The 13,355-nt window shown below is 59.4% G+C and carries 13 protein-coding genes and 1 pseudogene; 11 read left to right on the top strand and 3 right to left on the bottom strand.

Annotation, left to right across the window (positions count from 1 at the left end; translation table 11 throughout):
* Window positions 1-10 precede the first annotated feature (10 nt).
* The 4 genes from TU75_RS20840 (at window position 11) to TU75_RS20825 (ending at window position 5,213) form a co-directional block, all read left to right on the top strand.
* On the top strand, window positions 11-796 hold the full coding sequence (locus TU75_RS20840; protein ID WP_060549983.1) for an SDR family NAD(P)-dependent oxidoreductase: 786 nt from the start codon (window positions 11-13) through the stop codon (window positions 794-796).
* A gap of 86 nt (window positions 797-882) precedes the next feature.
* Window positions 883-2,280 (top strand): aspartate aminotransferase family protein, encoded by a 1,398-nt coding sequence (locus TU75_RS20835; protein WP_060549982.1) that lies wholly within the window; start codon window positions 883-885, stop codon window positions 2,278-2,280.
* 65 nt (window positions 2,281-2,345) lie between these two features.
* Window positions 2,346-3,713 carry a glutamine synthetase family protein gene (locus TU75_RS20830; protein ID WP_060550019.1) on the top strand — a complete coding sequence of 456 codons (1,368 nt, stop codon included), beginning with the start codon at window positions 2,346-2,348 and terminating at the stop codon, window positions 3,711-3,713.
* Window positions 3,714-3,785: 72 nt separating this feature from the next.
* Window positions 3,786-5,213 carry an aldehyde dehydrogenase family protein gene (locus TU75_RS20825; RefSeq protein WP_060549981.1) on the top strand — a complete coding sequence of 476 codons (1,428 nt, stop codon included), beginning with the start codon at window positions 3,786-3,788 and terminating at the stop codon, window positions 5,211-5,213.
* Here the strand turns inward: TU75_RS20825 and TU75_RS28165 are convergent.
* Window positions 5,185-5,421: pseudogene (locus TU75_RS28165) on the bottom strand (DMT family transporter); the annotation flags it as partial. The gene TU75_RS20825 and the pseudogene TU75_RS28165 overlap by 29 nt on opposite strands.
* On the opposite strand from TU75_RS28165, the gene TU75_RS20820 reads away from it, so the two are divergent.
* From TU75_RS20820 to TU75_RS20805, 4 genes are all read left to right on the top strand, one after another.
* Entirely contained in the window at window positions 5,377-5,853 is a 477-nt protein-coding gene (locus TU75_RS20820) for a LysR substrate-binding domain-containing protein (RefSeq protein WP_331716369.1), read from the top strand. The pseudogene TU75_RS28165 and the gene TU75_RS20820 overlap by 45 nt on opposite strands.
* A 78-nt stretch (window positions 5,854-5,931) precedes the next feature.
* The gene (locus TU75_RS20815; protein WP_060549979.1) at window positions 5,932-6,660 is read left to right on the top strand and encodes an AraC family transcriptional regulator; all 729 of its coding nucleotides are present in this window, start codon (window positions 5,932-5,934) and stop codon (window positions 6,658-6,660) included.
* Between the two features lie 79 nt (window positions 6,661-6,739).
* Window positions 6,740-7,684: a DMT family transporter gene (locus TU75_RS20810; RefSeq protein ID WP_003236533.1), complete on the top strand. Its 945-nt coding sequence runs from the start codon at window positions 6,740-6,742 to the stop codon at window positions 7,682-7,684.
* Between the two features lie 28 nt (window positions 7,685-7,712).
* Window positions 7,713-8,597, top strand: coding sequence for an alpha/beta fold hydrolase (locus TU75_RS20805; protein WP_060549978.1), 885 nt, complete (start codon window positions 7,713-7,715; stop codon window positions 8,595-8,597).
* Window positions 8,598-8,638: 41 nt separating this feature from the next.
* Here the strand turns inward: TU75_RS20805 and TU75_RS20800 are convergent, their stop codons facing one another.
* Entirely contained in the window at window positions 8,639-9,550 is a 912-nt protein-coding gene (locus tag TU75_RS20800) for a LysR substrate-binding domain-containing protein (protein ID WP_060549977.1), read from the bottom strand.
* Between the two features lie 108 nt (window positions 9,551-9,658).
* On the opposite strand from TU75_RS20800, the gene TU75_RS20795 reads away from it, so the two are divergent.
* The gene (locus TU75_RS20795) at window positions 9,659-10,738 is read left to right on the top strand and encodes a tartrate dehydrogenase (RefSeq protein ID WP_003236525.1); all 1,080 of its coding nucleotides are present in this window, start codon (window positions 9,659-9,661) and stop codon (window positions 10,736-10,738) included.
* A 438-nt stretch (window positions 10,739-11,176) separates the two neighbouring features.
* Here the strand turns inward: TU75_RS20795 and TU75_RS20790 are convergent, their stop codons facing one another.
* Window positions 11,177-11,851 carry a TetR/AcrR family transcriptional regulator gene (locus TU75_RS20790; protein ID WP_060549976.1) on the bottom strand — a complete coding sequence of 225 codons (675 nt, stop codon included), beginning with the start codon at window positions 11,849-11,851 and terminating at the stop codon, window positions 11,177-11,179.
* Between the two features lie 162 nt (window positions 11,852-12,013).
* Between TU75_RS20790 and TU75_RS20785 the strand changes: the two genes are divergently transcribed.
* Together TU75_RS20785 and TU75_RS20780 are read left to right on the top strand one after the other, a co-directional pair.
* Complete coding sequence (locus tag TU75_RS20785; RefSeq protein ID WP_060549975.1) at window positions 12,014-12,439, top strand: DUF2147 domain-containing protein; 426 nt, start codon at window positions 12,014-12,016, stop codon at window positions 12,437-12,439.
* Window positions 12,440-12,466: 27 nt separating this feature from the next.
* Window positions 12,467-13,348, top strand: a complete 882-nt coding sequence (locus TU75_RS20780; protein WP_060549974.1) for a TorF family putative porin — start codon at window positions 12,467-12,469, stop codon at window positions 13,346-13,348.
* Window positions 13,349-13,355 lie beyond the last annotated feature (7 nt).

Raw genomic sequence — 13,355 nt, 5'->3', positions numbered from 1 at the left:
TGGGGCACCCATGTTGGATACGCAATTGAGAGGGCATGTTGCACTCGTCAGTGGTGCCGGGAGTGAATCCGGGATCGGCATGGCTATTGCTCGCAGGCTAGGTGCATCCGGGGCGAAGTTGATCATCACTGCCAGCAGCAACCGCATTGCGGATCGGGTTGAAGAGTTACGTCTTGAGGGATTTGACGTTGAAGGCCGGCCAGCCGACCTCACTGACGAACGTCAGGTGCGCGAATTGAGCCTGTGGGCGGAGTCCGTCTGGGGACGGGTCGATATTCTGGTGAACAACGCCGGCATGGCCATGCAAGGAAGCCCCGAGATGTTCTCGGAATTGGCAACGATGGAACTGCAGGAGTGGAATCTTTCACTGGGCAGAAACCTGACCACGGCCTTTCTTCTGACGCGAGCCGTTCTGGCCGGTATGAGGGCGCGAAATTACGGGCGCATTGTGAATATCAGTTCCATCACAGGCACCCGCTGCAGCAATCCGGGCGAGGCGGCTTATAGCGCCGCCAAGGCCGCGATGGTGGGCATGAGCATGGGGCTTGCACTGGAAGTTGCCAGGCAAGGGATCACCGTCAACAGCATTGCGCCTGGCTGGATCACGACGGGGTCAACCTCACCCGTTGAAGCCGAGGCGGGGCGCTTCACCCCGATGGGCCGGGCAGGCACTCCTCGCGAAGTGGCTGCGGCGGTTGCATTTCTGGCGTCGCCTGAATCCAGTTACATCACCGGTGAAGTCATTGTAGTGGACGGCGGCAACTGCCTGATCGAGAACAAGGCTGCGCGAGCCTGAGGTCAGGAAAAAGGACTGTTGAGTGTTCCTGTCCGAGCGGCCACGACGTTTAACCGATATTTGTCATCAACACAGGGTGTTTGATCATGTCGAAAAGTGGAATTAGTGAATCAGCGATTGCTGCGTTTACCGCCTGCGAGCGTGAGCGTTTCATAGAAAGCAACCCAACGTCGATGGCGCTGGCCAAGCGTGCCAGGGCGAACCTCTTCAACGGTGTGCCCATGCACTGGATGAGCGACTGGTCGATGCCTTCGCCGCTCTTCGTGCAGCGCGCCAAAGGCGCACGCTTCACCGATGTTGATGACCATGAATACATTGACTTTTGCCTGGGTGACACCGGCACGATGTTTGGTCATTCACCTGATCCTGTTGCCCGTGCCATCGCCGAGCAGGCAAATAATGGCCTGACCACCATGCTGCCCGGCGAAGACGCGGTGGTCTGTGGCGAGTTGCTGGCTCAGCGATTTGATTTGCCTTACTGGCAGGTGACGGCCAATGCGACTGACGCCAACCGTTACGTGCTGCGCTGGGCGCGTGCCATCACCAAACGCAATGTCCTGCTGGTGTTCGACGGCTGCTATCACGGCACCGTGGATGACGTGATGGTGCGCTACCGCGACGGCAAGACAGTGCACCGTCCAGGGCTTGTGGGCCAGGCCTACGACTTGAGCCAATACAGTCGATCCATTCCCTTCAACGATGTCGCCGCACTGGAAGCTGCGTTGGCCCAGGGCGATGTGTGCGCGCTGATGTGCGAGCCGGCGATGACGAACATCGGCATGGTCCTGCCTGATCCTGGGTTCATGCAAAAGTGCCGAGAGTTGACCCGTCACTATGGCAGCCTGCTGGTCATTGATGAGACCCACACGATTTCCACCGGCTTGGGTGGATGCACGCGCCAATGGGCGTTGGAACCCGATTTTTTCGTGGTGGGTAAACCCATCGCAGGGGGCGTGCCTTGCGCTGTGTTCGGCGTGACGGAGGACGTTGCCCAGGCCATGCGCGACGTGCAGATGAGCGCAGAGGGCGGCGGCCACGGGCACAGCGGCATGGGCACAACGCTGTCCGCCAACGCGCTGGCGATGCGTTGCATGCGCGCCAGTCTTGAGGAGGTCATGACCGATGCGGCCTACCAGCACATGCTGTCTGTCGCCTCACGACTGGCGCAGGGGTTTCGCGCATTGTTCAAGCGCCATCAACTGAACTGGTCGGTTACCGAGTTGGGCGCTCGTTGTGAGTTTCAATTCTGTGCCACGCCGCCCAGAACCGGTGCGCAAGCCGAGGCGGCTTTTCATGACAGCCTTCAAATGGCGCTGCACCTCTACCTGATCAATCGCGGCATCCTGATCACGCCGTTTCACAACATGACGCTGTGCTGCCCGCAAACCAGTGAGGCGGATATCGACAGGCTGATCGACGAGCTGGATAACGCGCTGACCACGCTGCTTGCCCTGCCGGGAACTCGGTCACCTGCTCATAAGTGAACGGTGACGCCGCGACTTTCTTCAAATACTGCCAAGGCGCTTGAATGAGCGCCAAGAGGTTTGCCATGCAATTTGCTGATAGAAAAGAGGCCGAGGAGTATCTGGCCGCTCACCCTGAAGTGCAGAGCATCGAGTTGTTCCTGATCGACGCGAATGGCGTGCCACGGGGCAAACTGTTGCATCGTAATGAGCTGCTGGCGATCTACGACAATGGGCGGCCGCTGCCGAGTTCCATTCTCGCCTTGACCGTGCAGGGTGAGGACGTGGATGACACTGGTCTGGTCTGGGATGTCGCTGACGCTGATTGCTGGAGCTACCCCTTGCCGGGAAGCCTGACCCTGCAACCCTGGCGCACCCATCCCACCGGTCAAGTGCAGGTCAGCATGCACCCGACCCAAGGTCTTCCCGCCGCACCGGCGGACCCGCGTCATGTGTTGGTGAACACCATCGAGCGGCTCAAAGCCGATGGCTTTCATCCGGTCATGGCTGTGGAGTTGGAGTTTTACCTGCTGGACCAACAGCGCGACGTCAACGGTCGACCGCAGCCGGCGCAGCAAACCAATGGCGTACGTCCGGTTGCTCCGCAGGTGTATGGCGTGTTTGAACTCGAACAGGTTCAACCGTTTCTGGATGACCTCTACGCAGCGTGCGCGCTACAGGGCTTGCCGGTGCGCACGGCGATCTCCGAGTATGCGCCGGGCCAGCTCGAGTTGACGCTGGAGCATCGTTTCGATGCACTCCAGGCCATTGATGAAGGCGTACGTTACAAGCGCCTGGTCAAAGGTGTGGCCAACAAACACGGGTTGCAAGCGTGCTTCATGGCCAAGCCATTCAGCGACCAGGCCGGCAGCGGTCTGCACCTGCACGTCAGCCTGGCCGACGAGCACGGCAACAACCTGTACGCGAGCGAAGACCCACAGGGCACGCCGCTGTTGCGTCACTCCATTGGCGGAATGATGGCAACCTTGTTCGACGCGCTGGCGATCTTTTGCCCCCATGCCAACTCCTATCGCCGCTTCCAGACCGGCAGTTACGCGCCACTGGCCAAAAGCTGGGGCGTCAACAATCGTACGGTGTCATTCCGCGTACCCGGTGGCCCGGCGATCAGTCGGCATATCGAACACCGCATTTGCGGCGCCGATGCCAACCCCTATCTCGCCGCTGCCGCGTTACTGGCGGGCATTCACCATGGCATCACGCATCAGAGCGATCCCGGCGCGGCGATTGTGGGCAATGGCTACGAGCAGGCGACCGATTTTCTACCCACCGACTGGCTGACCGCGTTGCAGGCATTGGAGCGTTCAACCTGGGCACGCGAGGCGCTGGGCGCTGAATTCATGAAGGTGTTCCTGGCGATCAAGTGGCGCGAGTTCCGTACCTTCAATGCCGAGGTCGGAGAGCAGGACTGGCGGTGGTACCTTACTCACGCATGAGTGTTGGCCCGTCAGCGTGTCTTGAAACGGACCGCTGAGGACACCCGTTTCCGAACTATCCAGAGATAAACCATGAACAATGCGCTCAAGTTTTACATTTATGGCCAGTGGGTCGACACCCAGTCTGGCAACACGCTGGAGGTGATCGACCCTTCCACGGAGCAAGCCTTCATCAGTATCGCGGTGGGCAACGCGGCGGACGTGGACAGCGCGGTAGACGCTGCTGCCAGGGCCTTTCCCGCGTTCTCTGTAACCCCCGTCAGCGAGCGGCTGGCACTGCTCAAGGAAATCCTGCGGGTCTACAACCTGCGCTACGAAGACCTGGCCAAGGCCGTCAGCCAGGAGATGGGCGCGCCACTGCATTTTGCCCGTGACTCGCAGGTCTGGAGTGGCCGGGCGCATCTGGAATCGACCATCAGTGCCCTGGAGACATTTCAGTTCAGTGAAGCGCACGGCATCACTCAGGTGATGCGTGAAGCCATCGGCGTCTGCGCCCTGATCACGCCGTGGAACTGGCCCCTGAACCAGATCGTCTGCAAGGTCGCACCCGCCATTGCCGCCGGTTGTACCGTGGTGCTAAAGCCCAGCGAAATCGCACCACTGACCGGCATCATCTTCGCCGAGATCATGCATGAAGCGGGCGTGCCGGCCGGGGTGTTCAACCTGCTTAACGGCACCGGGGCGGATGTAGGCCAACATATGGCCAGCCACCCGAAAGTCGATATGGTCTCGTTCACCGGCTCCACCCGCGCAGGCATTCTGGTCGCCAAGGCGGCGGCCGACACGGTTAAACGCGTGGCTCAGGAGTTGGGCGGTAAATCGGCCAATATCCTGCTGGAAGACGCAGACTTTGACGTGGCGGTGGCCAAGGGTGTGCAGCGCTGCTTTGCCAACTCGGGGCAATCCTGCAATGCGCCGACACGCATGCTGGTACCGCGAGCGCAGCTTGCCCGTGCCCTGGAAATTGCCAAGGCAACCGCCGAGCAGTTGGTGACCGGCAGCCCGCTGGATGCCGGCACGAATCTCGGCCCGGTGATCAGCGACGCACAGTTCGCGAAGATTCAGAGCCTGATCGCCATTGGTATCGAGGAGGGCGCCACTTTGGTGAGCGGCGGCCTGGGCCGTCCCGAAGGCCTGGACAAGGGCTACTACGTGCGACCCACCGTGTTCGGCGACGTGACGGCGCAGATGACCATCGCCCGCGAAGAAATCTTCGGTCCCGTGCTGTCGATCATTGCCTATGACAGCGAAACGCAGGCCATCGAAATGGCCAACGACACCGTGTACGGCCTGGCGGCCTACGTACAGTCCGGTAATATCGAGCGTGCCCGAGCCGTGGCCAAACAGATGCGTGCCGGCTCGGTGTACCTGAACTACCCAAGCTGGGACACGTTCGCGCCGTTTGGTGGCTACAAACAATCCGGCAATGGCCGCGAGTACGCGGGCTGGGGCATTCACGATTTCCTGGAAATCAAGGGCGTGGTTGGTTGGAGCGAGTGACCACTGAGCAGGTAATAGTTTCATTTGCGCCGAGAATGCCGCGAACCGCTATTGCTGCCCCTATGACCACAGCAATAAGCCCTGTCGCCTCTATGGGCGTTGGGAACCTCCCAATAAAGAGCAAACCAAGGACAGCGGCGAACAAAGATTCCAGTGAAATCAACTGACCGGAAAGCACCATCGGCAGCCGTTTTGTCGCCGCGTTCCACATGCTCTGGTCTTTACGGCTGCTGACGAAGTCTTCCCCGTATGCAGTCCGAGTTACCTTGCCACAGGCGAGTTGCTTGGCCCTGAAGCACTTTGTCTGCACAATCTCTTACACTATCGCTCTACGTCCCCTGACTTTATGGTCTGGGAAGAGTGGTTGAAGATGTTTGGAAAGACGATCGCGAATCATGTGCCTGGTACGGTGTTCGATAGCTACCCGCTGATGCTTCAGGCGGCAGTCGCGGGACATGGCATCGCATTGGGATGGCGTCGAACTGCCGGAAAGCTCATTGAGGAGGGCGCTTTGGTGCGACCTTGTGCAGAATATGTTCCTCTGCCCCATGCCATTTCTGTTTATAAAGAAAATGGCGGGGATGAACGGATTGAAGTGCAAGTGCTACTGGCGTGGCTCCAGGAGCAGTTGAGCACCTAGTAGCTAGGCAGTAAATGGGTCAGGTAAATGCCAACCGATGGTGTATGAAAAAACTTGCGACAAGGGCGATAGCGTCAAATGTTTCTGAATCTTGAAGTTCGCAGCTACGAGCGGGAAGCCCCTCATCACCATCACGAGCATGCTCAATTGGTGCTGCCGATTCGTGGCCGAATGGAGATCGATGTAGGGGGGCGCGGTGGCTACATCGATCAGTCACTGGCGGCACTTGTGACACCCGGCGCGGTGCATTCGCAGCATACGCACGCCGATAACCGCTTTCTGGTTCTGGACTGTGCGCCGACGACCCTGGAAACGCTAAAGATCGAGCGTCTGGCTCAGAGAATATACGTGCCTATTCCCGCCGCAACGCGTCGGCTTATGGAGTTCGCCGAGCTGATAGGGAACGCGCAACTGTCCATCGTGGCCTCACAGCTGGGCCCTTTGCTTTTTTCTTCCCTTGGCGCTGGTGCTCCTCGCGTTTCCGATCCCCTGGAGCGATTGATCGTCCGTCTTCGGGCCAATCCTGGCGCGAACTGGAGTAACGAAAGCATGGCTCAGGTCGCCAATATGAGCCTGAGTAAACTGCACCAGCGGTTTCGTCAATTGTTCGAAATGACCCCTCAAGCGTGGTTGACTGAGTTACGCCTGCAGGAAGCTCAACGATGGTTGCGCGCAACTTCGCTACCCATAGCCGAGATTGCCTTGCGGGCAGGTTTTTCCGATCAGGCCTCACTGACCCGTGCCATGCAGCGAATAACCGCCATAACGCCGGCTGCTTATCGTAAAGCGCAGAAACAGCCTGGGTAAAAGACTTCACAGCTACCGACAATAGTTGCCGAATCAGTTGCAGCAGACTTCATCCACTACGTTGTGGAGTACGGGTGAAATGTTTGCTGATCGGTCGTTGCTCAAGGGCATTGTTTACGGCGTGTGCGCAGGACTGTGTTGGGGCGTGATCTTCCTTGGCCCCCAACTGACTCCCGGTTTAAGCGGCCTGGAATTCGCAGTTCTGAGATTTCTTTGTTATGGCGTGGTCTCGGCGGTTTTGCTGATGCCGCGCTGGCGGCGCGTTTGCGCCAATCTGACCGTGGCTGACTGGAAATCATTGTTCTGGCTCAGTCTGATAGGGAACCTCATCTACTACACACTGGTGGGCACCGGTGTGCAGTTGGTTGGCATCGCCACAACGTCGCTGATTGTCGGACTCATCCCGGTGTTCGTCACCCTGGCGGGTCGTCATGACGCCAACGCCGTTTCGTTGTACAAGCTCGTCCCTTCGCTATGCTGCGCGGTGGGAGGGGTCATGCTCATCAGTTGGCATGCCCTGATCAATGGCGACAGGCTGGATACGCTTGCGACCATCGCCGGGATTTCATGCGCGGTGGGTGCTCTTGTCACGTGGAGTTGGTATGCCGTAAGCAACGCTCGGCGGCTGGTTCAGGTAGCCAGCGTCTCCTCCCATGACTGGGCACTGCTGACAGGGGTGATGACGGGCGCTCAGTCACTGCTTGTGGCGGCGCCTGTGCTGGGCTTGCAGGCCGCAACCCATGGCAGCGCCCAATGGCTGCATTTTTTGCTGGTGGCAGGAGGCGTAGCCATCTTGTCTTCAGTGGTGGGTGGCGCATGCTGGAACCAGGCGAGCCGACTCCTACCGTTGGCACTCAGCGGACAAGTGCTCGTGATTGAGACGTTAGCGGCGCTGGTTTTTGGGTTTCTATGGGAGCAGCGGTTGCCCGACGCCTATGAAATAGCGGCGATTGCACTGCTTGTTACCGGTGTCGTCTGGTGTCTGAACTGTCATCGTAATCCGGGCTATTCTGCGGCTGTTTAGTGAGCCTTCACCGTTAAGGAGTCGAATCATGTTTGCCGGTTTCCAGAAAGAACAACGCCAGGTAAACGGCGTGAACATCAGTTACCGCATTGGCGGCAGTGGCCCCGCGCTGCTGCTGTTGCACGGCCATCCGCAGACCCACGTGATCTGGCACAAGGTCGCTGCGCAGCTGGCGGGCGTTTTTACCGTCGTCGCCGCTGATCTGCGCGGCTATGGCGACAGTGACAGGCCGCCTGCCGATGCCGAGCATGCAGGTTATCGCAAGCGTGAAATGTCGCTCGATGCTGTTGAGCTGATGAAATCGCTGGGCTTTGCGCAGTTCAGGGTCCTTGCCCATGACCGCGGTGCGCGCGTGGCCCATCGCCTGGTCCTCGACCATCCGCAGGCGGTGCAGCAGATGGTGCTGCTGGACATCGCGCCGACCCTGTCGATGTACGCGCAAACGGACGAAGCCTTCGCCCGCGCCTATTGGCACTGGTTCTTCCTCATTCGGCCAGCGCCATTGCCGGAGGGGCTCATCGAGGCAGACCCTGAACTCTATTTGCGCAGTGTGATGGGCAGCCGTAGCGCCGGCCTCAAGCCCTTCACCGACGAAGCGTTTGGCGAGTACCTGCGCTGCCTGCAACGTCCGGGCAGTGCGCGGGGCATTTGTGAGGATTATCGCGCGTCGGCCGGTATCGATCTGGAGCACGATCGCGCCGATATCGCGGCGGGTAATCATCTGACGCTGCCGCTGTTGGTGCTCTGGGGCGAGGAGGGTACGGTGGGACGCTGTTTCGACCCGCTGGAAGAGTGGCGCAAGGTCGCCCTGGATGTTCGCGGCAAGGCGCTACCTTGCGGCCATTACATCGCCGAGCAAGTGCCTGATTTGCTGCTCGAAGAAGTGCTGGCGTTTTTTGCTGCACCGCTCTAGGTCAGTGGCCTGACTGGCCAGCACGGCGCACCTCTCGCTGCTCACTTGAGGGCCGCGAACGGCAAGCGTTCCGCCAGCGCCTGGGCAAGGTAACGGGCGAAGACCGAGATGCGCTGGGGGATATGCCGTCGGTGCTGATACACCGCAAAAATATCAGCCTGGGGTGCCTGGTGATCGGTCAGTACCGCCTGCAGGCGGCCACTTTCAAGATGCTGCTGAACATTCCAGCGCGACCGCAGAATCAATCCATGGCCGTCCAGCGCCAGACTTAACGCGACCTCGCCGTCATTGCTCGACAACGTCCCGCTGACCTTGTGCGAGTACTCCTGGCCATCCTTGCTGAAACGCCAGATCGCGTAGTCGCTGCCAAACTGCCGCAGAACAATGCAGTTATGCCGTGCCAGATCCGCCACACGCGTCAGTTCAGGCATACCTTCAAGGTAGCCCGCAGAGGCGCAGAGAATGCGTGGATTCTCCAGCAGACGAATGCCAATCAACCGTGAGTCCGGTGGCTCGCCCATGCACACGCCGATATCGAATTGATCGTCCAGCATGCTCAGGGGCTGGCTGGTCAGCTCAAGAGAAATCTCAAGTTCCGGGTGCAGCCGGGCGAAGCTCGAGACCACGGCGGCGAGGTGTCGCCGCCCGAAACCCAGCGTGCCATTGATCCGCAACCGGCCTTGCAAGGTGGGCTGACGGCTGCCGAGCGCGCTCTCCAGTTCCTCGAGCTGGCGCAGAATCGGGCGACTGCCCTCCAGATACAGCACGCCCTCGGGCGTCAGCGACAATCGACGCGTGGTGCGCTGCAACAACTGCACCCCAAGCCTGGACTCGAGTTGACTCAGCCGCTTGCTCACGGCAGGCAGCGACAGCCCGAGATGGCGTGCCACTTGCGTCAGGCTGGTGCGCGTAGCCACCTGCTGAAAGAAGCTCAGGTCATCGATCATGCTCATGGATTCTTTCCTGAAAACTAAGAATGGCTTTCCATCAAGGCTAATTATTAATTCCAGCACACTGCATACACTGAGAACCCTGCCCCCATCAACCCTGGAGTCGAATCCATGAGCAAAACCCAGTACAAAATTGCAGTGATCCCCGGCGACGGTATTGGCAAGGAAGTGATGCCCGAAGGCGTGCGTGTGCTCGACGCTGTAGCGGCCCGGTTCAACCTGGAGCTGCAATGGGACTGGTTCGACTTCGCCAGTGCCGATTATTACCTGGCGCACGGCAAGATGATGCCGGACGATTGGTTCGACACCCTCAAGGGCTACGATGCGATCTACTTCGGTGCCGTGGGCTGGCCGGACGTGGTGCCTGACCATATTTCCCTGTGGGATTCGCTGCTGCAGTTCCGCCGTGAATTCGACCAGTACGTCAACCTGCGGCCCTGCCGGCTCATGCCCGGTGTGAAGGCGCCACTGGCGAACCGCAAGCCCGGCGACATCGATTTCTGGGTGGTGCGCGAGAACACCGAAGGCGAGTACTCCAGTGTCGGCGGCAAGATGTTCCCTGGAACCGATCGCGAAATCGTGCTGCAGGAAACCGTGATGACTCGCGTCGGCGTCGACCGTATCCTCAAGTTCGCCTACGACCTGGCACAAAGCCGTCCGAAGAAGCACCTGACCTCGGCCACCAAGTCCAACGGCATCGCGATCACCATGCCTTACTGGGATGAGCGCGTCGTGGAAATGGGCAAGAAATATCCGGACGTCAACGTCGACAAGTACCACATCGATATTCTTACGGCGAACTTCGTCCTGCACCCGGACTGGTTCGACGTGGTGGTGGCCAGCAACCTGTTCGGCGACATCCTTTCCGACCTGGGCCCGGCCTGCACCGGCACCATCGGCATCGCCCCCTCGGCCAACATCAACCCGGAGCGCAACTTCCCGAGCCTGTTCGAGCCAGTGCATGGTTCAGCGCCCGACATCGCAGGCAAAGGCATCGCCAATCCGATCGGGCAGATCTGGTGCGGCGCGATGATGCTCGAACACCTGGGCCATCCCGAAGCCGGCGCCGCCGTGCTGACAGCGATCGAAACCGTGCTTGCGATGGGCCCGGAGCATGCGCCCTTGACCGCCGACATCGGTGGCACCGGCAACACCGAATCGCTGGGCAAGGCCATTGCTGCTGCGGTCTGAAGCCGGGGACAGCGTGTAATCCGGATTCTCGCCTGGTCACTGCAACCGTCGCCTGAGCATTTACTCGGGCGCGGTCTGCCCTCCAATGTCCAGCGTCTCTTCGTGTAGCGCCTTGATGAGGGTGCTTGCAGCGGGGGGTCTCGGCCCGTTACGCAGCAAAATGATACCCACCGGCGGTAATTCGATCGGCACCTCCAGCGCCAAGGTGTAACCCAGGCCTAGCTGCACCCCAGCCAGCGCCTGATGGTAATGGGCGTAATTGCGAACAGGGGGCGGCGGGGGATTTTCGACACGGCGCATGAAGGACCCAATGAGTTCAGCGGTAAGTGAGGTGACGCGTGGTCTCGCTGCCGGGAGGGTAAAGGGCACAGGGCTGCTGTTGAAGGTGCGATCCGGCCGGGCAACGGGTCCGCACCGGCCATGTTCGCTCCTCTCTCTTTACACGTTTGGAGCCGGGGTCAACCGATCCAGATGACTGATAATCATCGAGGCAACCATGGCACACACGCTCTTGGGGTCCAGGGACTCATCAAACAACAACTCGATCGTTGCGTGGATCATCTCTACCGCCACCCTGGCGGCGGTGGCGAGTTGCTGTGGATCTGCCTGCGGGAACACCTGCGCGAGGATTTCTGCCTGTGCGCTTGAGACCAGCCGGTGGGAGTCGATCCTCACATGCTCCAGCGCCGGTACCGCGCGCAGCCCCTTGAGAATCCACATGCCGCCCAAGGTGGCATCGGTGACCCGGTAGGTTTCCAGGATCAGTTCGGCGAGCGCCGATTCCAGATCCTCGGGCGGGCCGGACAACAATTGCGGGGTAATCCAGTGGTCGATCAGGCCGTTCTGTTTTTCCAGCAGACGCTCACCCAGCACGCTCAGTAGCGCGTATTTGTTCGGAAAGTAGCGGTACAGCGCTGGCGGCGTGAGCCCTGCACATTCGCAAACCAGGTTGGTGGACAGACGTTCGATTCCCACATCACACAGGGTCTGTGCGGTCGCGACCAGGATCCGCTCGTAGGTCTCGGTGCTGCGCTGTTGCGCAGGCGATTTCTTTTGGTCTTGGATTTTCCCGGCGGTAACGGCGCGGGCGCTGGCAGTGTTGGGCTTGGCCATAGGCACCTAGCAAAGAAAGGTTGAAGAATCAGCTTATCAAAATGAAAAAAAATGTTGCTGAGCTAGAAAATGGTAGTTATAACTATCGTGTAGCGATGACTATCATAACCGATGCGTCGCTAGTGTGACGGTCTCTTAAAACAAAAAATACAGGTGATGACTATGAACGCTCGGCAATGGCTGTTCCTTTCACTGGCACTGGCGTGCTCTTCCATCGGTTATGCGGCTGCGGGTCCACAGGAAGCCAAAGGTCTATGGCTTACCTCGGAAAAGGATGCGGTGGTCAAAGTCGACGATTGCATCGATAAACCCGGCGCGCTGTGTGGAAAGGTGGTCTGGGTCAAGGACATGGCCTCCACCACCAGCGATTGCGGCGTACAGATAATGCAACTGGATCGTTTCGACCAGGACGCATGGCGCGATGGTTGGGTGTTTGATCCCCGCGATCATAAAAAATACAAAGGCGTCGTTCGGGTCAAAGAGGGGATCCTCAATGTCCGGGCTTTTGTCGGTACCGAGATACTCGGCAAGACAGAGCAATTCGAACGTGTTGCCTCACTGCCTCCTGCACCGGTTTGCACTTTGTAAATCCGACCTTTCTTGTAGGAGAGCACCATGCGTGCAACGACACACCATTGTCTGATGGCTGCTTTGCTGTGGCCTATCGTCAGCCCGTCCCTGGCATTCGCCGACGAAATGGCCAGCTATGCCATTGATGTCACAGCCAAGGCTGTATCCGATGTCAGGACCCGGGGCGTTTCGGATTCGTTGAACCATCCCGGCGCCCGCGTCACCGTTCAGTTTGCCCATGAAAGTGGTCTGGTCGCGCTTGCCGAGTTCACCACGGTCAGCAAAAAACAATTCATTGATGGCGACGGAGTGGGCGTTTTACTGGCGGGCGGTTATCGGTTCGGCGATCCGGAAGCGTGGCATTACGGCTTGGGCCTGGCCGCGGAAATGTTCCCTGGCGCGCAGTTCAAGGCGCCGAACAAATTTGACTTTGAAACCTTCACTCCCACCGATGAGCGCACGACCAACTACAACAGCCAGTTTGCAGTGTTGGAAGTTGGCTACGGCGCGTTGGAAGGTCGAGTCGCTCGGGTGCTGTCCAAAACCTACCGTGGAGCCAACACCGGCGGCGTGTGCGGAGCCCAGTTGCAGTTTCGCGACGACCCCACCAAGGGCCTGGAATGCTACGCCAAGGGCGACCGTAACTCCCGTGGCAGCATGCTCTATGACCTGGACTACAAATATGCGCTGGGGATGAACACCACGCTGAAGCTGCACGCTGGTTACCAGCAATTCGTCAATTTTTCCGAGGCGGATGCGACCGACTATGACATCGGCCTGAGCCACCGCTGGTTGGGTCTCGACTGGGGCATCGACTGGATAGCGGTCAAGACCAAGGCGCGGGAACTGTACATGGTCGAGGATGACGGGCATGTGCGTTCCACGGATGACAACCGTTGGGTCGCGTCGATTTCGCGCACTTTCTGAGTAAACC

This window comes from Pseudomonas poae (assembly GCF_001439785.1).
GTDB lineage: Bacteria > Pseudomonadota > Gammaproteobacteria > Pseudomonadales > Pseudomonadaceae > Aquipseudomonas > Aquipseudomonas poae.
Note: the sequence above shows the minus strand (reverse complement) of the source record. Positions and strands in the feature narration are given on the sequence as shown.